The organism is Ruegeria sp. C6 (genome assembly GCF_056537625.1).
In genome coordinates this window covers 1-20,579 of record NZ_JBQFRW010000011.1, presented here as the reverse complement: position 1 = coordinate 20,579, position 20,579 = coordinate 1, and the positions used below count along the sequence as shown (strand labels likewise).

Annotated in this window: 18 protein-coding genes; 9 read left to right on the top strand and 9 right to left on the bottom strand. The window is 52.9% G+C overall.

Features of this window, described 5'->3' with window-relative positions:
* Window positions 1-22 precede the first annotated feature (22 nt).
* Genes ACR0MJ_RS20195 through ACR0MJ_RS20185 form a run of 3 tightly spaced genes read right to left on the bottom strand, consistent with a single transcriptional unit; the run spans window position 23 to window position 4,668 of the window.
* Window positions 23-3,421, bottom strand: coding sequence for a UvrD-helicase domain-containing protein (locus ACR0MJ_RS20195; RefSeq protein WP_480762366.1), 3,399 nt, complete (start codon window positions 3,419-3,421; stop codon window positions 23-25).
* Window positions 3,405-3,953, bottom strand: a complete 549-nt coding sequence (locus tag ACR0MJ_RS20190) for a hypothetical protein (protein ID WP_170683924.1) — start codon at window positions 3,951-3,953, stop codon at window positions 3,405-3,407. Before ACR0MJ_RS20190 ends, ACR0MJ_RS20195 begins: the two co-directional genes overlap by 17 nt.
* Window positions 3,943-4,668 carry an RNA polymerase sigma factor gene (locus ACR0MJ_RS20185; RefSeq protein ID WP_480762362.1) on the bottom strand — a complete coding sequence of 242 codons (726 nt, stop codon included), beginning with the start codon at window positions 4,666-4,668 and terminating at the stop codon, window positions 3,943-3,945. Before ACR0MJ_RS20185 ends, ACR0MJ_RS20190 begins: the two co-directional genes overlap by 11 nt.
* Window positions 4,669-4,881: 213 nt before the next feature.
* On the opposite strand from ACR0MJ_RS20185, the gene ACR0MJ_RS20180 reads away from it, so the two are divergent.
* From ACR0MJ_RS20180 to ACR0MJ_RS20170, 3 genes are read left to right on the top strand one after another with little or no spacing between them, the layout of a single operon-like run.
* Window positions 4,882-5,478, top strand: a complete 597-nt coding sequence (locus tag ACR0MJ_RS20180; protein WP_170683927.1) for a DUF6088 family protein — start codon at window positions 4,882-4,884, stop codon at window positions 5,476-5,478.
* Window positions 5,475-6,500 carry a nucleotidyl transferase AbiEii/AbiGii toxin family protein gene (locus ACR0MJ_RS20175; protein ID WP_170683929.1) on the top strand — a complete coding sequence of 342 codons (1,026 nt, stop codon included), beginning with the start codon at window positions 5,475-5,477 and terminating at the stop codon, window positions 6,498-6,500. The genes ACR0MJ_RS20180 and ACR0MJ_RS20175 overlap by 4 nt, the downstream gene beginning before the upstream one ends.
* Before the next feature lie 2 nt (window positions 6,501-6,502).
* Entirely contained in the window at window positions 6,503-7,090 is a 588-nt protein-coding gene (locus ACR0MJ_RS20170; RefSeq protein ID WP_170683931.1) for a hypothetical protein, read from the top strand.
* Window positions 7,091-7,668: 578 nt separating this feature from the next.
* Here ACR0MJ_RS20170 and ACR0MJ_RS20165 read toward each other — a convergent pair.
* From ACR0MJ_RS20165 to ACR0MJ_RS20155, 3 genes are all read right to left on the bottom strand, one after another.
* Window positions 7,669-8,064, bottom strand: coding sequence for a GFA family protein (locus ACR0MJ_RS20165; RefSeq protein ID WP_480762359.1), 396 nt, complete (start codon window positions 8,062-8,064; stop codon window positions 7,669-7,671).
* 1,112 nt (window positions 8,065-9,176) lie between these two features.
* Window positions 9,177-9,680, bottom strand: coding sequence for a porin family protein (locus ACR0MJ_RS20160; RefSeq protein WP_170683933.1), 504 nt, complete (start codon window positions 9,678-9,680; stop codon window positions 9,177-9,179).
* A gap of 147 nt (window positions 9,681-9,827) precedes the next feature.
* A complete protein-coding gene (locus tag ACR0MJ_RS20155) occupies window positions 9,828-10,211 on the bottom strand; it encodes a hypothetical protein (protein ID WP_170683935.1) in 384 nt (127 codons plus the stop codon).
* Window positions 10,212-10,832: 621 nt separating this feature from the next.
* Between ACR0MJ_RS20155 and ACR0MJ_RS20150 the strand changes: the two genes are divergently transcribed.
* From ACR0MJ_RS20150 to ACR0MJ_RS20140, 3 genes are all read left to right on the top strand, one after another.
* Window positions 10,833-11,558 carry a TetR/AcrR family transcriptional regulator gene (locus ACR0MJ_RS20150; protein WP_170683937.1) on the top strand — a complete coding sequence of 242 codons (726 nt, stop codon included), beginning with the start codon at window positions 10,833-10,835 and terminating at the stop codon, window positions 11,556-11,558.
* A 35-nt stretch (window positions 11,559-11,593) separates the two neighbouring features.
* On the top strand, window positions 11,594-12,163 hold the full coding sequence (locus ACR0MJ_RS20145; RefSeq protein WP_170683939.1) for a phosphotransferase-like protein: 570 nt from the start codon (window positions 11,594-11,596) through the stop codon (window positions 12,161-12,163).
* Between the two features lie 647 nt (window positions 12,164-12,810).
* Window positions 12,811-14,169 carry an adenylate/guanylate cyclase domain-containing protein gene (locus ACR0MJ_RS20140; protein WP_170683941.1) on the top strand — a complete coding sequence of 453 codons (1,359 nt, stop codon included), beginning with the start codon at window positions 12,811-12,813 and terminating at the stop codon, window positions 14,167-14,169.
* Window positions 14,170-14,507: 338 nt separating this feature from the next.
* Here ACR0MJ_RS20140 and ACR0MJ_RS20135 read toward each other — a convergent pair whose 3' ends face one another.
* Complete coding sequence (locus tag ACR0MJ_RS20135) at window positions 14,508-15,158, bottom strand: gamma-glutamylcyclotransferase (protein ID WP_480762353.1); 651 nt, start codon at window positions 15,156-15,158, stop codon at window positions 14,508-14,510.
* 361 nt (window positions 15,159-15,519) lie between these two features.
* Here ACR0MJ_RS20135 and ACR0MJ_RS20130 point away from each other — a divergent pair, with 361 nt between their 5' ends.
* Complete coding sequence (locus tag ACR0MJ_RS20130; protein WP_170683945.1) at window positions 15,520-16,461, top strand: LysR family transcriptional regulator; 942 nt, start codon at window positions 15,520-15,522, stop codon at window positions 16,459-16,461.
* Window positions 16,462-16,713: 252 nt separating this feature from the next.
* On the opposite strand, the gene mgrA is transcribed toward ACR0MJ_RS20130, so the two are convergent.
* Together mgrA and ACR0MJ_RS20120 are read right to left on the bottom strand one after the other, a co-directional pair.
* Complete coding sequence (gene mgrA / locus ACR0MJ_RS20125) at window positions 16,714-17,781, bottom strand: L-glyceraldehyde 3-phosphate reductase (RefSeq protein WP_170683947.1); 1,068 nt, start codon at window positions 17,779-17,781, stop codon at window positions 16,714-16,716.
* A 284-nt stretch (window positions 17,782-18,065) separates the two neighbouring features.
* Window positions 18,066-18,659 (bottom strand): TetR/AcrR family transcriptional regulator, encoded by a 594-nt coding sequence (locus ACR0MJ_RS20120; protein WP_170683949.1) that lies wholly within the window; start codon window positions 18,657-18,659, stop codon window positions 18,066-18,068.
* A gap of 103 nt (window positions 18,660-18,762) precedes the next feature.
* Between ACR0MJ_RS20120 and ACR0MJ_RS20115 the strand changes: the two genes are divergently transcribed.
* Entirely contained in the window at window positions 18,763-19,188 is a 426-nt protein-coding gene (locus ACR0MJ_RS20115; RefSeq protein WP_170565567.1) for a VOC family protein, read from the top strand.
* Between the two features lie 383 nt (window positions 19,189-19,571).
* Window positions 19,572-20,342, top strand: a complete 771-nt coding sequence (locus ACR0MJ_RS20110) for a VOC family protein (protein ID WP_170683951.1) — start codon at window positions 19,572-19,574, stop codon at window positions 20,340-20,342.
* Window positions 20,343-20,579: the final 237 nt, after the last annotated feature.

Below are 20,579 nucleotides of genomic sequence, written 5' to 3'. Positions count from 1 at the left end.
CTTCACAAGGACAATCGCGGCGTCAGGAGGAATCCGGTAAGCCTGATCCGATTTTTTTTCTGAGCGTGCCTGAGGGCGGTTCGTTGCAGATGAAGAAATACGCGCACCGGGCGCAGCGGTCACTGCGTTTTGCTGGAAACCGCCCTTCCAGGATCGCAATTGCGGCTTCTGCGATCTTCGTTTTCCGATTCCCCAGCTTCGTGCTGCTCATGGATAATCGGTCCTGCGTCGCGCCGGTCAGGAACACGAACTCTGCCTCGCCATGGCCTTCAGCAGCGAGCTGAAAGGCAGCCGCATCTAAGGACTCGACAGCGTTTGTAGTTTTGCGTCCTGTTTTGATGCGCCGCAGTACCCTGCCTGACCCAACATCGACTTCCTCATGTGCAGATACGACAATCTCCGCCTCGCCGAATTTCAATGAAATAGGGGTTGGCGCGCGCCGTTTTTCACCTGTTCGGACCAATCGGAAAAAACTCAGCAGCTCGTCTGAGATTTGGCGGTACTCGGCAGCATAGCCATGATCCACCGGGCCATTTTCCATCCATGCCTTATCCATAATGGCTGCGAGTTCTGCATCGCTTGGTTCATCGTTCAAACGAGACGTCAGCTCATCGACAACGCCCTGGACTGCGTTGTGCATACGCATAAGGGGCGACTCGGCGCGACGACCGCCGACTTGCAACACATGAGCAAAGAAAAACCGCCGTGGGCACTTTTCATAGGCCGCAAGCTGGGAAGGCGATATTCGAGCGATGCCATCAACTTCCAACTTTATGCCGTTCGCTGATACCGCGCCTTCAGTCGATGCCGATAGTGGAGCTTCGCTCAGAACATGACCAGATATGTCATCCACGAACTTCGATCTTTTGCTGTAGGCATAAAGTATCAGTTGCTCCTCCGCTCTGGATAAAGCGACAAAAAACAAACATTGCTGCTCCTCGTCATGCCCAGACGTGAGCGCGTCACAGCCCTTAAAGGGCGCACCCTCGATCATGCCGTCAGGAGGCGCAAGTCCGCGGTTTTGCTTAGATGACAGCGGAATGGATCGGCTGGTTAATGCCGGCAAATGCAGGACTTTGAACTCAAGTCCCTTGCTGCCGTGAATGGTCATGATCCGGACAGCGTCGAGGCTTTGCGCAGCTTCAGGCAGGTCACGTAAGTCACGTTCATCCGACACTATGACAAGGCGCCGGATGTGATCGAGAAGATCGCGAATGGGGTATCCGGTTTTTTTTGGCAATGTTGATCTCAGAAAGTTCTGAAACTGCCACAGCGCAATCGCAGGATTTGCGTTGCCTGATCTTGCTGCCTTGGCAAATTCAGCCGCCAAGCGCGTATTGTCGAGGTAGAGGGTTGTAATCACGCGCCAGGCCGATGAAGTTGGTTCAAACTCCCCAAATACCTCAATCAACCTTGAGAGGGACTTCTCACCCTCCTCGCTAATGCCGTCTAGGCCCGATAGCGTTTGCCTCCAGTCCAAGGGCAGCGTGTTCTTTGCGGCGCGAACCGCGTCAACACAGATTGAAACATCCTCAATCGCCATTTGAAACGGGCGGAGAGACGCGACGCAGGCAAGTCCCATGGCGCGTGGATCAACCACAAGGGAAAGGACGGAAAGCGCTTGCTTGATTTCTGGTCGGTCGAAGAGGGGCCCAAGAAACAAGACCGGAATACCCCGCGCCTCTAAACCAGCGGCAATTTCTGCCAATCTCGCATTGCCCTTACATATAACGGCCTGGTCACGGAAAGTCGCGGCCTCGTTGCAAGCCTCTTTAATTCGGAAGGCGATTTCGTCGATTTCGCGATCCTTGGCATCAACACCCACAAACACGGGGCTAACCCCATTGGCACCTTTAAACGCGGTGGCCTCAAAGCCCACCCCTGCAGCTGCCATGCGCGTTTGAGCGAAGGCCTTGAATGTGTCACAAATTTCTTGTGATGACCTGTAATTGACGTTGAGTGGGAGGCTTTTCCCTCCGGAGAAATCCTCGGTCTCAAATCGATCAATGTTGTACGAAGATGCACCTCGAAACCGGTAAATTGATTGTTTGGCATCTCCCACCACCCAGAGGTTGGTGCCGCCAGGCTTCAGCGCTTTCAACAATCGCACACTAGCCCGGTTAACGTCCTGATACTCGTCCACCAGAACATGATCATAGAGTCGTTGAAGTTTCTCGCGAACATCCGCGTCACTTTCGACGAGCATTGTCGGCCGAGCGACTAGATCACCAAAATCGACTACGCCGCGTGCCGCCTTGAGTTCTTCGTAAAGATCATAGACGGCTGAGATCTCCAGACACTTTTCTGCTGCCTCTATATCCTCCTCTGTGACTGCGGCCTCCATCATTTGCTCTGCAAGTTCGCGATAGCGGATGTTGTCGACGACCTCATCCTTGGCGCGCGAAATGGCTGAGAGAATATTGCGCAGGGTATCTGTCGGATCCCAAAGTTCGTTGAAATGCTTCAAACGCAGCCGTGGGAATTCATCCTCCAGTAGGGCAATGGCTTCGGTCGTATCAATCATACGTGGATCCGCGGGAAGACCCACGCGGTCATGAAATCTGCGCAGGATATCAAGCCCAAATGAGTGAAACGTTCCAATCCAGGCGGCACCTGCCGCTTCCGGCCAAACCCGCAACGCCCGATCCGTCATCTCTCCTGCTGCCTTGTTCGAGAATGTCAGAAGCAGAATAGATTCGGGCTTCACATCACGGTCACGCAGCACAGAGAGACGACCAACGAGCGTCTGGGTTTTTCCTGTTCCGGGTCCCGCCTTTAGCAGAAGCGCATTTCCGTCATGATCCGCAGCAATCTGTTGTTCCCGGTTCAAAGGTTTGGGTGCGCTTGCAACATCCGGCACTTCCTCAAGCACCGGCAACAAGAGCGCATCAAACAACTGGACCGCAACCATGTCATAGGGGGCGCCAAGCCGATCCGAAATCTGCTGTGCGCCGAGGTTGTCTTCGATATGCCAGGACCAGGCCAAACTGCGCGGAAAGAGGAATTCCCGCGCAAACATATCCATCTGGACTTCCTGGCGCGCCCGGTTGCTGTAGTCGACAACACGATCCGCACCAACTGACGCTGGGTCAGATGATCGCGACGGGTCGATGTTCATCGTTGGCGGGACATCAATACCTCCGCCAAATTCATCGTGACCTATCTCATGGGCCACAAGAAACGCATTTAAGAACTCATTGCCCGTATCCTCATGCAGGATGACTTTGGCTCTCGGCTGCAAGAGCGCTCGTCCCCCTTTGAGCTGGGGATGGTCAGGAGCGAGCTTGCGGACTTCGTAATCCCGAGCTTCTGCCTCTTGGAGAGCAAACGAATAGGGTTGGGTTGGATCGCCTCCCTTGCTCCTACGCTCAGTATGAAGACGCGCGGCGCATCGTCGAACGGCTTCAATCCGATCCATCATCTGCAAGCAACTCTTGCAATGCGTGTTGCTCCTCCTCGGTCAACCCAGCTTGGTCTACGTAATCTTCGAATTCGATGGCCGGTTGCGCTTCGGGTTTCACATCAGATTTCATTGCAACGGCCTGTTGATCGCCAATTTGCATGCCGCTGATGACATCCTGCAGTCTCACATCCAGCAGTTTTGCGACCTTACTGAGGAGCGAAATCGGCATCGAGCCAACATGGACAACACTTGCTTGCAGTCCCATGAGGAAACTCCGCGGCAAACCCAACGTTTTTGAGAGTTCACGAACGTCGGCGCCGTACAGTGCTTGCTCGACCTTTTGAACCCGCAAGACGCTGGACTTCATCGCTTTGGTCTCAAGTGGGAGACTTGCCTCGACCGCTTCCATGTCGCTCATCGTCAGTTCGTGGAACAGATCCAGGAGATCGTCTGCATATTCTGGGTATTTGCTCAAATAGGTTTTCAGCACGGCATGCGACATTTCACGCTCAATCGTGAAGTCGCTGAGGACATCTTCTCTATTGGTCATCATTGTCCTCCAGTTTGAGTGCGCGTCTGATCTTTTCAAACGCACGATCACGCCTGTTTCGTACGGTCTTTTCAACGCAGCCGAGCAGCTGGGTCATTGAAGGCTCACCGTCTTTGTTTGTCTCAATGGGAATCTCTGCGAGCATCAAATCGATCACCTTTCGTTCTTCCTCAGGTAAGGCGTCAATCGCGCGAAGTATGCGAAACCGGTAATCAAAATCTTCTTCTTTTGTCAGGCCTGACTTTTTGTATCGCTCAAGAGCCTCTTCGACCTCCTCGCGGATATCCTCGCTGCCATCGTGGTGCACAACGGATTCGGTGGCATTTTCCCGACCACTTACCTGCCGGAATTTGTCTATGCGAACGGAGCGAACGGCCCGGTCAAAAAAAACCTCATATGCGTCAAGCTGTTCTACGTAGCCCTGCCGGTCCTCAAACATTAGCTCGGTGACACGTTCTACTGTTTTGTCACGGATCTCGGCGATGCGAAAATCCTCAACGTCCTTGTCACCGCGTCTGCTGTTGGGTCGAGGGCAAGCGGCTTCAATCCGATCTAGCAAAATGTTGTATAACGCCACAAACCGGCCATCCGCATTGTCGGACTTGGTTTGTCTTAGGTGATAGAGCAGCACTTCGGAGGGCACGTAGTCGGCGTGCCGCCGATCCCGTAGAGCAGCCTTGTCCATCAGCTCATTAAAAGGCCATTCAAGGCTCAAGCGGATAAACGCTACGATCTCATCTCGTCGCGTATAGAGAACTCCACCTATGGTTCGTTTTCTGAGTGGTTCAATGCACATATCAAGTATTAAATTGCCTTAAATCAAATTGTTAAGTTAGTTGCTCCAACACGTTCCGTTTATTGCTTTAGCTACTTTTACCTTGCAAACTGTCAGAAAACAAGCTATATATCTGACACAAAGGAGCCTGACATGAGAACCACATCTGAAGCGATCAAAGCTTATGCGGAAACGTTGCCGGAAGGCGCGACCATTTCTGCAAAAGAGCTGCTCCACCTTGGTGAGCGCGCAGCAATCGACCAGGCTTTGTCTCGATTGGTGAAGCGTGGTGAGCTCATGCGCGTAAAGCGTGGACTGTTTGCCCTGCCTGTAAAGACCCGCTTCGGAGCACGTGCGCCTTCTGTCGAAGCTGTTGTTGAAAATATCGCCAAAACCACAGGAGAACGTGTGTCCCTAAGCGGAGCCTCTGCAGCCAATATGCTTGGTTTGTCGACGCAAAACCCCTCCCGTCAGATCTACTGGACGTCCGGTCCCAGTCGCTATCTAAAGCTTGGAGCCCAAAACGTGGAAATGAAGCATGTTCCAAGCTGGCAACTGCGGGCGCCAAACAGTCGGGCCGGGCACGCCTTCAGAGCATTGGCTTACTTTGGCAAATCAGAAGCAGGCGAAGCTTTGGGCCGAATCAAGTCCCAACTGAATGAAGACGAGCAGCGTGAACTACTCGCCTTACGCGCCAGCGCGCCGACTTGGATGGCGAAAGAACTAAGCACCTTAGCCGCGGCGCAATGACACGAACCACCAGCTATTTCGATCTTACCGAAAAAGACAAAATCGATGCACTGGAAGCGGCCGCCTCAAAATTGGGGCGGCCCGCTGATCTTTTTGAAAAGGATATTTGGGTCGTTTGGGTGCTCCATGCGCTTTTTGAAAGCGAATGGAGCGATCATCTCGTATTCAAGGGCGGAACATCCCTGTCAAAGGTTTACAAGGCGATTGACCGGTTTTCGGAAGACGTTGATGTAACCTATGACATTCGACAGATTATTCCTGATCTCATTTCTGACCCCGAGAGCCCCTATCCACCAAATCGATCCCAGGCAAAGAAGTGGACAGAGGCGGTGCGAGAACGCTTGTCTGCATGGATCGAAACCAATGTGGTTCCTTTACTAAAAACGTGCATTGATAACGAAAACCTCCCCGCATCATTGCGACAGGAGAACGACGTTCTCTACCTCGACTACAAGGCCGTACGTGGCGGAAATGGATACGTTCGGCCTGCGGTACTCCTGGAATTCGGTGCACGCTCGACAGGTGAGCCGGCCGGATGTCACAAGGTGACGTGCGATCTTGTTGAGGGCGTTGAAGGGCTTATACTGCCCACCGCTCATCCACGGGTCATGGCGGCGGAGCGCACATTCTGGGAAAAGGCCACTGCGGTTCACGCCTATTGCCTGCGAGGTGCATTTCGCGGCGGTGATCGTTATGCGCGACATTGGTATGACCTTGACTGCCTGGATCAGATCGGGATTGCCCAAAAGGCCTTTGATGATCGAGGGCTCGCCAACGCCGTGGCGGAACACAAACAGCATTTCTTTCGTGAGACTGACACTGAAGGAGAGGTGATCGATTACGCGACAGCTGTTGCCGGCACACTTTGCCTGGTGCCAGTTGGCGAGCCTTTAGACGCTCTTCGGCAGGACTATCAAAAGATGATTGACGCCGGTCTCCTGCGGTCCGATGCAATCGGTTTTGATGGCCTCATGGAGAAGTTGGCCGATCTGCAAAACCGCGCCAATGACATGGTGAAGTAGTGGTGCAAAATCCGGACGAAAATCCCTATTGGCACGAGTACAAAAAGCCCCTCGCGTTCGATTGTACGGCGATTGAAGCCATGTGCCGCGAAGCATTCGAGATCGCACTCGCAACTCGAAGTATTGAAGACTTTTGGAACGAGGAACTGAAGGACTTCGGCGAAACTCCGGCTTGGTCTTACCCATTGCTGGTCAATCGGCATCAGAATGCGGCTGAAGAACGATTGTCGAGCATACTATTGTCCATGGCTGCTTCTTACCGTGCGCTCGACGACCAGTTGCGAGACGACAAAGAGTTTCGGTCGTTCACAGCCAAACAGCAAACTTTACATAACGGGTTTCTCACCATCTACGAAGGAGAGGGTACCCCCGAAACATTACGAGAATGCTGCAACAAGATCATTCACACCGAAGATTTCCGACCTGTCTATGACAATGGATCTCGGCCTAGAGATGAGGGTGTTTGGTCAATGACCGGTGAAATAGAGCTCCAGGGCAAACTTCGCAAAACAGATTGGAAAGTTGTATTCGATCTGTTCGGCTTCCTAGAGGCCATGCTCGAGACGGTCGATTTCCTCCAAACAACTTAGCACGGTTCTAAGGACCAAACACCTGTACAACAACGCTTGTACTGTCGCGGACTTCCCCCTGACGGCAGATCCGCAGAGCTTTCTTCAGAGTATTTTTGGGCCTTATCTTTATTGAAGCTTGTTTGAACGCGACGCGGCATGTCGGTGTCGAGCAGCCACTCGATGATGAACATCCAAGTCAAAGCACAGACCCTTAAGTTGACACTGAGCACCAATAGCTGCTTCGACTGGCCGCACCGCAGCAACGGCATGTGGCGTTCAGGTCCGATATGGGCCGGTCGCGATGTATCATCTCGCCGTGCGACAGCTAATACAGCGTTGCCTCTGCTGTCGGCACGGATGAAGATTTTCTGATGCGGGCCAAGGTGTGAGGTTTCGGCTTGCTCGACTCTGGTCCGCGTTGGAAAATCTTCATCAAAGCGGACGAATGAAAAGCTCAAAGGGTGGAGCATTCAGGTCAACGGAACTGACTTCTCACTCTCGCGGCAGCGAACGATTTGCATATCATCCGCCCTGCGGGACGACGACGAAAAGGGCCTTCGCAGAAGTGGCTCCAAAGCCCGCTGCCTGGAAGCACGTCAAAACCACATGTCCTTTACAGTTCGGCTGTCACGAGGAAGTTCTCGAAAGCTGTCTTGCCCCTCGAAGTGACGGATTGGAATCTTACTGATTGGTGACGGATCAGACATTCGAACATTAACCGCAGACAGTTTGCGGCCGTTTTCGTCCGAGAAACACGCAACATAGTGCGTCACACACCCGCAATTGGCGCAGAAGTGGAAATGGATATCCCCGGCATCACGACGCTGATAAGCACTTGTTTTCCCGTTTGTTTGAATGTCATAGCCAATGTGCCCGTAGGCCCAAAGGACACCGTAACGCCGACAAATTGTGCAATTGCAGGCCGTGACCGACTTTGGCACAGCATCGAGAGTCCAGCCAACTTCGCCGCAGTGGCACGTTCCTTCCAGCATGTATCAATCTCCGCTCTCGGAACTGACGGCATCATGGCGACCGACCCATGTGCTTTGGCCTAGGCGCGGATCGCCGCTTGGGTCAAGCTGCACTTGTGGCCTTCCCTTGAACAACAGATAGCCGAATTACATTCACGGCGATACACAGCTGGGTCGCAGGACCACTGGGCAGCGATGCTGACTGACTGGTTCGGAATGACGTTCCTGCTCCAAAAAATCTGCCGGGTTGGCCAAAACAAGAATAAGGGCTGGCTGAGGGGGTCGAGGCCAGCCCCTATCTTCGTCACGAGGGGGCAAGTGGTTATTCTGATCCCAATCTATCCAACTCAAGCAATGCCCGAAATTGGGGGATTCCCGTAACATTTCTAACTTCACCGAAAAAGTTTGTTTCCAATGGGCAAACAGTGAGTTTCAAAACGAGATGTGGACACAATTTTGCCGCAATGCGATCCTCTATCCGTGGGTGGCGCGTGTTGATTTTAGAGCGTTCCAGTTTTTCCATCTGGATTTGAGGGGGTTGTTGAGTTCGGCGCGCCGCCCCACGAGTACTTAATCGAACCGCCAGAGTATTGAACTGCACTTTCCGAGTGCCGGAGCGCCAACGCACTTTTCATCTCATGGACGCAATTTGAACACTCTCCGCAAATATCTGTGCGGAGCGGCGCGCCTTGATGGGGATTATGGTTTCAATGAGGGGGTACGAGTTCGGCACGTCTTACTCACTGATCCGATTTGTTCAGCGTGCTTAAGAACTCGCAATTTACGACGGATCTCTCGCTTGTCCTCTGTCATCGATTACATCCTCCTTCTCCAAATTGGAGCTTAAAGAAGATGTCTCGCAGGTTCGTACATATCTACAGAGCTACGTCATGACAGAATATCCCCCAGGTCATGCGCTCTGAGACCGAGCCTACCATGAACTTTGAGCGCTCAGACGTCATAAGCGTGAGATAATCGGGCCAGTCTGCCGTTTTCGGTGGTCGAAGTAGCAGTCGTTCAGTCTCAAGCGTTGGTATTTCAGTCACCTGGTGGCTCCCCGGAATTGAAGGTGGTAGTCAGGGGGCACGCAATTGAAAGCACCCCGCAAGCGTCAACTTCTCAAACGCCTTCTGTCAGAACTTGTAAGATACCCGAAGCGCGACAGAGTCTGTCGTGATGTCGTTACCTGACGTGTCATATGTGTCTCGAAGGTATTCAAGGCCGACCAGAACGCTGTCCGTTGCGCGATACGTCACGCCGATGCCAGCAGAGTAGCCATCTTCACTGATGGAACCGCCGTCTATGTTTGCATAGCCAATGACACCGTAGAGATATGTCGGACCAAATACGTGTCCGCCTTTGAACTTCAGGCGTATCGTATCGACCTTTTTGGTTTTGTTGTCGGACACAAGCTCAGCGCCCGAATCATAAGTCAGTTCACCGCCAATTACATAGCTGTCAAAACTATGAAGATATCCGGCATGGATGCCCAACGCTGCGTTTCCATTGTCGTTTTCGTCTTGGGAAACATCAACCGTTGATAGCTGTAAGCCTGCGTTGAAGCCGGTCCAGCTTTCGTCTGCCAAACACAGTGAGGGAGCCATCGCGGCCAGCGTGATCAATGCTATAGTCTTCATTTTTTAGTCCGTTTTTTTGTTTGCGTGGACAGGGGTATCTGCTCGCTGGCCCTGCTTTTGGTTCCAGCGGTGATAGTTTGCTGTTCACCCGGGGGTGTTGGATTTAGTGTCAGTGTGTTGCAGGTCGGCGGTGATCCAACCCCCAGATCAAAGGATGGGTTTGGGCTTGCTGGTCAGTTGCAGCAGTTTCCCCGCATTGTCATATCGTGCAGTGACAAGAACCCGCCGCGCATGGGCTACTTCCAATGGACCGCCGACAACTTCCCAGAGCCCGAAAGTAAAGAGATCCAGCGTTCCGTGGCCTGCCGCCCGCGCCAGATTTGGCTTTGTCCGGGGCTCAACGTCATAGACGGCCACCCAATCACCATTGGCTTGTTGCTGTAGCTGCTTGGGCGACCCCAACTGCCGTTCGACATCCATCCGGGTAGCCTCCTGGCTGACGACGCTCAAGTCTGGACCATCACTGCCTTTTGCGGCCATGTTTGCTGCACACCCGCTCAGCGCAACGCCAAGGGTAAGCGCGACCAACATTGACCGCGCGGGCCAAACACAGTCCGCAGTGCATTGAGCTGGAGTGCTTTGGTTGCGAGGGGAATCCGAAGAATTAGGGTTCCCCCTTCCCGTTGATTTCCATGGGTTTTTCATAGTATTACCGTATCTTGATTGGGTTGTGAGTTTTGCCATAACAATGGCCGATTGAGTTGTGCTTCAGGTCTAAAACCGATTGCAGCCTGGCTTGGTTGTTTGTCAGCCTCGAAGTTGATGACGATCCGACCTCTTGCCCGATGGGACGTCAGAGTTCTGATTGCGGCCTGGATTTGCGACAAAGACTGTCGGGCTTCGTCCCTGCTCAGGGAGAGCCTGACCAGAAGTTCTAGCAAATCCCGGATACCAGCTAGCCGAGATGTTTGGCGTAGCTCGGATATTGAAATATCCCTGCAGAAAAGAGCATTCATGGCATTTGATCCTGTGTAGTAGACACAACTCAACCGTGCGCGCGAAGCGTCGTAGCTTGCGGTCTTGGGCTGCATCAGCGCATCATTTAATTCGGGGCGGCAGGTGAATTTCATTGTCCTGCCAGATGAGTCGGGATATAAACCGACCACGGGTCTGTAATTGCAGACCGCCGGTCGGTTTGCAAGGGGAAAATGTATGAAACCTACGAAGCGGAATAATATGCAGCCAGAGGCGCGACGTGCTCAGCTATTGGGCTGTGCGCAAATGTTGTTCTTTTCGAAAGGTTTCGAAGATACGACCATTCAGGATGTACTGGATTTGGCTGGCGTTTCGAAAGGTGGCTTCTATCACCACTTCAAGTCCAAGGATGAGCTTTTGTTCGGGGTATTGGATGGCATGGCAGAAGGCGTATTCGCGCAAATGTCTGTTGTCGCCTCCGACGAAAAATCTTCGGCACTCGATCTGTTGCATAACTTCACGCATCTACGAGCAAACTACCTGCGTGAGCATGACTACCCGGGCCAGGTTGAGATGTTCAAGATCATGAACCAGGACAAAAACCTGTTCCTGCTCGAGCAATTCAAGCGCAGGGTCAGAACCGGCGCCATGCCGGTCCTGACCAAAATCATCCAGAAGGGCTGTGACGAAGGAACGTTCACCGTCGCCGATGTCGATACGGCGGCAGAGCTCATTCTCTTCCTTATGAACTTCTTCGATTTTGCATTGCTGCGCGCCATCGATGCCCGGGGGACTGACATCGCAGATCAGGCCGCAACCAAATTGCAGGCTGCAATCGATATGCAATATCTCACGCTCGACCGTATTCTGGGCCTGCCAGATGGAACAACAAATTTCGGTTGGCCGGAAGCGGTGGATGTTACGATGGCGACTGTGCCTGCAACCCCTTCCGCAGCCAAATAACGGACCTTGGCAGCGATCATTCAGTCACGAGACCAATGGCGACAGTAATTCTCTTAAACGGAGTTGGGAGCGTTGGTAAAAGTTCTATCGCAAAAGCGCTTCAGAACATTACCACGCTACCGTTCCTTCATATCGAAATGGATGCCTTTCTGGCAATGTTGCCAGACCGGCTTGCTGGTGAACCAGATGGATTGAGTTTTGAAAAGCGTGTGGTGGACGGGAATGCAGTAACCTTCGCGCGTGTCGGACCGGTGGCAAGTCGTGCACTCTCCGGAATGCGCCGTTCAGTTGCTGCGATGGCGAGCGCCGGGAACAATTTGATTGTTGACGAGGTGTTGTTTGGAAACACGGAAGCTGGGTCTGCGAGCGCGGTAGCTGAATATCAAAGCTTACTGGAGCCGTATGATTTTTACATGGTTGGCGTGTTTGCCTCGCTGGATGTGCTGGAGGGACGGGAACGAAAAAGAGGCGACCGGACGCTCGGGCTTTCCAGATGGCAATACGAGCGCGTTCATGAAGGGATGGCATATGACTTATCGGTGAATACAGAAGATGCCTCGCCACTTGCATGCGCGGAGTTGATAAAGGCGAATCTGAACCTGTAGGTTTCGAAGATACACAATCCCATATCTGAGCAGGTCAATGCAACCACCAGTGCGAACGATCATCGGGCCCACGCTCGACCAATCCAATGTCTCGGCGCATGTGGTCGGACAATGGCATTGTATTGTTGGGATTTCCTACTGAGCGATTTCTTTTTCCAACATCTCCTGAATGTTGCAAAATTCGCCGCAACTGACGGCCGAAGAACTCCAAAATACTGCGTGGAGCACGGATGGTATCATAATGCATGTTTCAAGCTTTCGATTTCAGGCACAGCTAAATCGTCCACGAAACGGGTGTCGTGGAGCGACTGGTGGTTTTGGTTTGAGTACTCACGAGGTGAGAGGGCGGTCAGGCGTTAGTGGTTTTCCGATTCCACCAAAACAGACTGCTGGTCTGTATATGTAGACCGGCGGTCGGTTTGTAAAGAGAATTCTGCACTCAACATGTGGGCTTTTTGTGCACACGCATCGTTTCGCTGCCAAAAGTTGAATTAGAAATGAGAGCCTGAACTGCAACAATTCCTAAAATGTTTAGTGCTGATAGGGAGACCAACTCCTTCCAGAATTTGCTGAGACCTTTATGGTGTTCGCTATTGGAGGGAGTTGGAGTGACAAGGTCGCCGAAGCCGGCCGCAAGGCGGCAATTAATGGGAGAAGGCGCGCAACACAGACTTAGTCAACGCAACCTCGCCACCTTCGTCGAGGCTGAACGGCAAGGTTTGATGCTGGCTGCCAAGGTTCGAACACTTTCTCTTTGTGTCGTCCTGATCTGGGTTGCGCTCGACACACAAAGTCGCGGTCTGAGTTTTCTCTATGACATATCGCAAGTCGCGATATTCGCGGTTCTTGGCCTTTTCCAGTTCCACTGCGCCAGGAGCGGTTTGCTGGGCCGTTCCGCAAAATATTTCTTTGTGGCCGTCGACTGCGCACTGCTAGCACTGGTTACCAGCAGCCAAGGCCCGTTCTCTGAGACTGATATTCCGCCAGCAGTTCTCATGAACGGGAGCCAATTCTCATATTTCTACCTGTTTCTGATGCAAGCCGCGTTTAGCTTACGTCCGAGCCTCGTCCTATGGTGCGGTATCTGTATTGTTGTCGCGCGCACCGGAATGCTCCTTTGGTTTTTGTACCTCCCTGATACATTTACAAACCTCGACCTTGCCGAACAATCTGTTGAGAGTTTTTTGCGGGCGCGAGCGGATCCAAACTTTGTCTACTTGGGTTTCTGGGCGCAGGAAATTATCGTTTGTCTTCTAGTGACCGTCGGCTTGGCGGCAGTCGTGCGCCGATCTCGTCGACTTGTAGAAAGTCGAATTACGACAGAAAGGGCGCGTGCAAGCCTCGCGCGTTACTTTTCTCCCAACGTTGTGGATCGGTTAAGCGCATCAGACCGGGAGCTAGAAATGGCTCGTGAGCAGGACGTAGCCGTCATGTTTGTCGACGTCATTGGCTTCACTTCGATGTGTGAAAACGAGACACCGAAGGGAGTTATCGCCTTTCTTCGAGAGTATCATGACCGGCTTGGCAGAGCTGTCTTTGAAAATGGCGGAACGTTGGACAAGTACATTGGTGACGGACTAATGGCGACATTTGGTACGCCGGAACCTGGATCGGATGATGCTCAAAATGCTCTTAACTGTGCCTTCGAAATGCTAACCTCGCTCGAGAATTGGAACGTGGCTAGAGCGGCAAATGGGCAGACTCCGGTCCACATTGGAATAGGAGTTCACTACGGCCCCGTCATAGCTGGTGACATCGGCAATCAGCGGCGACTGGAGTACAGTGTCATTGGGGATACGGTGAATGTTGCAAGCAGACTAGAAACTCTTACCAGAAGATTGAAGACATCTTTGGCGGTCAGCGATGAACTGGTCCAATCAATCGTGAAAACTGGCGAGGTCGCTCAAGCGTGTGTTTCTAAACTTAAGTTTGTTGGAATGAAGGACATAAGGGGGAAAAAAGAACAGATAGGAGTGTGGATCTTGGTGGCAGGTAACTCCAGGTAAAGCTCGTGCATATTGGACGCAACAGACCCGCTGAGGTCTAGGTTGCCGTCGTTTGAACCAAAAGCTGGGACGGGGTTTCGCGCTCAATATCAAGCACACTTTAGCACGGTAATCGGGCCCAAGCTTGATTCAACGCAAGGCCTTCGAGTCGGCGGCGCGATAGACTCACTGTCGAACCCGACTATTTCGCGCAAAATCATGAAGAAGTACTCACTCGTTTGTCTGGCACTGACGGCACTCATGATCGCGGGTTTGGGCCGTTCTAGTTATTGCAGTGCTGCGTAGAACGGTCAGATTACGCGATCATTCTCAAGACAACAGAAAGCCACGATCGACACTCATCGATTGGCACAAACTCTTTCGAGCAAGCGACGCAATTCAAAGTCTACTATGTCCAGATTGTCCAGGTGACTGACCAATGCATGGAGATAGTCGAAGTTCGAGCCAAGACCGCCTTCGGCTACTGCGATCATCTTCGCCGCCTCTTCTTGGTCGAGGTGCGGCACGTAGCGACGGTTGCTTCGATCCATAACGAATACCAGGGCTTCCACATTGCCTTGTGGCGTTTCGACCTCCAGGAAACGCGGCTCATAAGCACCGGCAAACATTTCTCGATGCCACAGAAACTTTGTTTCCTGATCTACCAGGCCCGCCGCTATTCTGAAGACTACGCCGTCACATTGCCCGCCTTCATCCAACGCGGCCATCAACCCTGGACGGTCGTGGCTGCCCCGCCCGCCTTCCAATCGCATACAGAAGCTGCGGTGCCAGCCCTGAAGAAGGCCGCGTCGGTATTCCGTTACATGCACGGCTGGGTCCCAGATGAGCGAGCCATAGGCAAACACCCAAAGGTCCGATCTCAAGCGACCGGCGAGGATCTCTTGCCGATTGGCCTCCCGGTCTTCGTGGTCCATACGCCAGCCCGGCGGCCAACCTTCTTCCAGCGCTTGCGCGTCAAGTTCAGCGAAACGTTCGTACCCGAACCTCATCTCGGACGCATCCGGTGGCGTAATTCTTCCACGCAAGGCGGGTGCATGCCGAAAGACATGTTCTGGAAACGGCATTGAGCAATTCTCGAAGTACTGCGGTCTAGTAGCGACCATAGGACCGTCCATACATGGAAGGAAGATCTGAAGGGCTGGAAAACGCCTCCGGGTGCCGATTCATCATCTCCAGGATGAAGGCCCGATCAGTCCGCATTTCTGCATTCAATTCAGGCGCGGGTCGAGGTTTCGATTTTGGAGTAAAACTGGTCCAAACCCTGCTAATCCAGTCTTGCCAGCCCGCCGGATTTAGTAATGTGTCGGTTATGCCAGATTTCCCGCAGATACTTCGCCTTACACCCAGTATATGAAGCCGGGACTCGTTCTGGTATCCGCGCAGAAGATGTGCTGTTCTACAAAAATGAAGAGCGAGTTGCGCGACTGGTCTGATATCCGAGTATTCTTGGCGGTGTTCCGGGAAGGATCCACCTTGGCGGCGTCACGAAAACTGGGTGTCGCGCAGCCGACCGTCGCGCGACGGATAGATGCGCTTGAGCAAGTAACAGGGCTTGTTCTCTTCGACAGGAACACACGAGGCTTCCAGCCGACCGAAAATGCCCGCGCGCTGTTCCCTTTGGCACAGAGGATGGAAGCGGATGCGGAGCACCTGGCCGCAAAAGCACATGAATTTTCCAGGCCCCGGCCCATCCGCATCACCGCACCTGAACACTTCGGCGATACGACGATGGGCATCTTCAGTGAATTTGCGATCGCCAATCCTGACATAGCGATAAAGTTCGTACATAGCATGCAGGTTCTTGATTTGCTTGCGGGCGAAGCCGACATCGCGTTTCGGGTATCGAACGGCAACCACGATCCTGAACTCATTCAGCGCAAACTTGGGGTAGACCGCTTCGCCCTTTATGGCTCGCAAGACTATGCGGACAGGTATGGGCTGCCTTCTTCGAAGCATGATTTGAGCGGGCACAGGTTCATCACATTCCTAAATCCGGACGGTCCTTCCCACATGCACGATTGGTTGGTGCGCAATGTCGCATTGGACCAGATCGCATTGTCTTTCGACGAACTGTCAATGGTCGATGCTGCGACAAAGGCAGGCCATGGCCTCGCCATGTTGCACACGCGTTTTGCAGATAGCGAAGCTGACCTAATCAGGTGCTTCGATCCGATCGAAGAGTTGTCGATGACGGTGACTTTGCTGATGTCCCCGGAAGCCTATCGTCGTCCCGAGGTCAGAACATTCGTTAAATTCTTCGCACCGCGAGCGTCGGCAACGTTCAAGTCTTGATGCGTCTCAAACCCGTCCCCCTTCGAAATCCCGCAGGTTTTGTATCGCAATGTGTTGGCGCATATGAACTCTGATTTTGCGTTTGCAGCGAATGTCTTCTTCGACGGGCTGCATCGCAGCATCTTAAAGGCAGGACTAAGGTCCGGAAAGGGCCGGTTAGTCTTGATAGTTATTTATCCGAGCTGCAGAAGCTGCAGCCGCCAATGGCCTCAAGTTCCAAATGCTCTCGGGTTTTAGCAATTATAAGATTGGTCATTCTGTTTCTGACGACCGAGCCCACAAATTGATATCTTCTTCCGAACTGATTGCATCGATCCTTGCCAACTCTTCATCACTGAAGGCGAGGTTATCGACTACGCCTGCGCAATCTACGATCTGACCCGGCCGGGACGCACCAATAAGCGCGGTCGTTACGCGTCCGCCTCTTAACACCCAGGCCAGGGCCATTTGCGCCAGAGTTTGCCCGCGTGCCTCAGCCATGTCGTTCAGAGCACGCACACTTGCCAGAGATCGCTCGTTGATCATGCCATCAAGTAGCGACTTCCCTTGTGTAGCACGGCTGCCATCCGGAATATCGCGCAGGTACTTTGACGTTAGAATGCCTTGTGCCAGCGGCGTGAACGCAATCGATCCTACCCCAAGATCGTTCAGGGTATCGAGCAAACCGTCCCGCTCCACCCAACGGTTGAGCAGATTGTAAGAAGGCTGGTGAATCAGGCAAGGTGTGCCAAGGTCGTTGAGAATCTTCACCGCCTCGCGTGTGCGTTGGGAGTTGTAGCTCGAGATACCTGCGTAGAGCGCGCGACCCGACCGTACGATATGATCCAACGCGCCCATCGTCTCTTCGAGCGGCGTGTCGGGGTCAAAGCGGTGGGAATAAAAGATGTCGACGTAATCAAGCCCCATGCGCGCGAGTGATTGGTCACAGGACGCGATCATGTACTTGCGCGACCCCCATTCTCCGTAGGGTCCCGGCCACATGTCGTAGCCTGCTTTGGAGGAAATGATCAATTCATCCCTGTAGCCCGCGAAATCAGTTCTTAGGATTTCGCCAAATGCCTCTTCTGCCGATCCGGGTGGTGGACCGTAGTTGTTCGCCAGATCAAAATGAGTGATCCCATGGTCAAATGCGGTCCGACACATTGCTCGCTTGTTTTCGTGCGTCGAGTCCGCACCGAAATTATGCCACAGGCCCAAGCTGACAACAGGAAGCTTCACACCCGACCGCCCACATCGCCGATAAACCATTCGCTCATAGCGGTTCGGCTCCGGGGTGTAAGGATTGGGTTTTGGCTTTGGTGGTCGTTGAGCTTTGGTCATGCGCTTATAATCAATGGAATGTTGGGCCTGTCAAACGGATCAACTCCGGTAAGATCGACACGAGATTCTGCGCGTCCTAGATGGGTGTTTATGGTTAGTCTTACTCCAGCACCAATGTCTTACGGTTTAATCGATTGCGTTCGGTACCGCCGCATAGACGCCGCGAAAGTCTGCAATGCGGGCTGCAACCGCAGCATCAATATGGCGGGTTGGATGTCGGCTCTGGGCCGAGTAACTCACGGAAGAAAGGGTAGGGACCCATACTGCGGGGCTTCCGAGGTCTGCTAGTTGCCCTTGAGTACTTCACCAATCAAATGGTTCATAACCTCCTTGTAGACCTCCGGATCGCCCCCATAGGCGATCTCAAGAGCGGCGCGATCAAACGCGGCCGACAACAAATTAGTCAAAGCATCGATCTGTTTTGGTGAATGCTTAGGAAGAGCCCGCGAAAGCCCTTCACGAAGTTCCTCTGTTCCATTGGCCCGGGTCAACGCGACAGCGGTGCTGTGCCCTAATACCGCTGGGGCCTCTTCCATCAGGAGGCGCACCCGACCTGGAACCAACATCGCATCAAAAAAGGCATTCGATCCTGTCACCATGGCCCGTTCGGGATCGGCCACATTGCGCGTTTCCTGGTCAATATGGTGTGAGATTGCTTTGGCCTCCTCTTCTGCGACGGCGCGGAAAAGGTCAGCCTTGTCCTTGAAATGATGATACAGCGCGCCGCGGGTTACGCTGGCCCTACGCACGATGTCTGGGGTTGCAGTATCGGCAAATCCCGAATTCACAAACAGTTCTCGGGCAGCTTCTACGAGTTTGGCACGCGTTTCGGCGCGTCGGTCTGCCTGGCTGCGTCGGGCGGGTTTTTCTGTGGGCAAATCTAGCGGCTCCGAATATCACTACAAGCACCTTACATACATCTTGCATGTATTTGCAAATCTATGATACATACAAAGTGCATGTAAGTTAGGGAGATCGAAAATGCGTGTCACTCAATATTATCCGGTCATTCAGTCTGAAACGGTTTCTGAGACGGCAGAGTTCTACAAACGTCACTTTGGCTTCCGCTCGGCATTCGAGGCGGATTGGTATGTGCATCTACAAAGTGAAGTGGATTCGTCGGTCAACCTCGCGATCGTCCAGTCGGACCACGAGACGATCCCGGAGATTTCCCGCGGTGCGTCTACGGGCATGATCCTTAATTTTGAAGTCGAGGATGTCGACAAAGTGGATGAACGACTTCGGTCGGAAGGAGTTCCGGTGGCAAAGTCACTTGTGAGCGAGCCGTTTGGCCAACGCCATGCGATATATCGCGATCCAAACGGGGTACTGATTGATGTTATCACTCAGATCCCACCCTCAGAGGAATTCCTGTCTCAATATGCAGCCGACGCGGTACCGTCGTAATTCGTGGTGCCGTATGGCCAGGTTGGTTCGAAGCAGTTGGAACGATTTGCCCGCGTGTAAAGCGACCAATTCTGGACAGATCAGTGACCCTTGCCGAGTTGGCCACCTTTGATACTGGGGCGGCCTTGTTATCTGTGCCCTTGTTCGAACGCTACACCGAACACGGCCGCCTGATACAACCCTTCAGTGAAGCCGTTAACGCTGGTAAATACTGATTCGCCTAGCCTTCGGATCGCCCCGCAACGGATGCTATGGGTAAATTTGCAGAATGGCTGACCGCCAACGGAGCCACTGAATTGAGTGACTTCACGGACCAGAACCGCGCAAATTGATCTGCATCAATATTTGGACCGCAAACGAGAGTTATGGCGAACGGAAACAGTTTGGATGAAGTCGCGGTGACAAAAGAAAAAGTTGGCCGAGTTGTCTGGCACGATCTTTTCACGCCTGATGTGGAAGCTTCCAGGTCATTTTACGAAAGCGTGGCAGGTTGGAGCTATATTGTCGAACACGCCACAGATTTCGCATGGGGCGGCGGCCATCGAGATTTTGTCCTCGCAACTCTCGATGGAGAGGCAGGGGCCGGGGTCGTTTCTCAAAATCAGGTGCTCTTTGAAGGGTGGATTCCTTATGTTGAAGTCGAAGATGTAGATCAGGCCGCCAAACTCGCCGTCAAGCTTGAAGGATCAGTAGTGAAACCTCCCTTTGAAGTTCCGGGGGTTGGCCGGAACTGCCTCTTACGTGATCCGCTTGGCGCATTCTTCGGTATATCAGTTTTGCGTCACGACTATCCTGTCCCCGCTCGCCAGTTTACGCACGAACACTACCTATCTCGCGGCGGCGCATTCCCGGACAACTTCTACCACCAAATGTTCGGATGGAATCTCTCACCTGCTAGAAACGTACCTTCGTCACAGAGACCAATTAGTCTAAAAGACGAAGTGTTGGCGATATGTGCAGCGGAACCTGCAGTTCCCAACAACAACGTGGCGTGGGCGCCGGGTGTTCGCGTCGACTTTCTCGAAAACGCGCTCAGCAAGATCAACTCAGGCTCAGGTTCCGTGCTTGCTCGTCATCAGAAAAATAAAAATACTTTTGAGAAGGGTCTGGTATGCGATGCAACTGGGGCATTGTGCTGTGTCGTCCAGAATTGATGCTCGGTCGCAAGGTTCGCAGTCTATTGTCTATAACGGCATCCTCAAGTGGGTCAAAAATCTCAAATCTGACTTTAGTACAAGTGTAACCCAATTCCACTTTGCCCCGTTAGAGATAATACATTTAGCGCCAGTTTTCACAATCGCAGCGAAGGCAGGAAAGCGCGCTGCTAGCGAAGTGTGCGAGAACCATACTTGAGGTTCGGGTCGGGGCGATTGCACTTGATAGTTGTCAGA